The organism is Flavobacterium sp. NRK F10 (assembly GCF_024054235.1).
GTDB lineage: Bacteria > Bacteroidota > Bacteroidia > Flavobacteriales > Flavobacteriaceae > Flavobacterium > Flavobacterium sediminis.
In genome coordinates this window covers 738,239-738,858 of sequence record NZ_JAMXLC010000001.1, presented here as the reverse complement: position 1 = coordinate 738,858, position 620 = coordinate 738,239, and the positions used below count along the sequence as shown (strand labels likewise).

General features: G+C 38.7%; 1 pseudogene. It reads right to left on the bottom strand.

Annotated features, from left to right (window positions below):
• Positions 1-620: pseudogene (locus tag NHF50_RS03465) on the bottom strand (type IV secretion protein Rhs); the annotation flags it as partial.

Below are 620 nucleotides of genomic sequence, written 5' to 3'. Positions count from 1 at the left end.
GAGCAGGATCATAGTTTCTCGCTTGGTAGTCATACCAATTCAAACCGAGTTCATCTTGCAGTTCTTTACCGTTGTATTTATATTTATAAACCGATTCCACTGTTGTAGTAGGTCCTTTTAATACTACGGCTCCTGCTGTGCCTTTTTGATACAACAACTCATCACTATTGTAATTAGCATGTTTTAACCCAAAAGGATAATAATGGTTCTCCTCCATGATCTTAAGGGTACTGGTTGCCGGATCTATTCCATAACTCAACCTGATGTTCCCTAAATGATCGGTGTAGTTGAACACATAATTATAGGCAAAGCCACAACTGCTCAAAAAACCACAAGTTTCCGTAACGTTCACATAACCCTCTGCATGCGGGAAAAACTTCAATACGTTGTCTACATACTGAAAACCGCCTTGTAAATAAGCCGTTTGTGCTGTTTCACTTCCTAAATAGTCCAATACACTTTTCATCACTTTGGTTCCTAAAGCATCATAAAGATATACGATTTTTGCACTGGTTCCAAATGTAATCTCTACCGGAAGGTTTAAATGGTTGTACGTGATATTGGTTATACCTTTGTTGGCATCACTGATCATGTTGCCGTTGGCATCATACGCATAATCA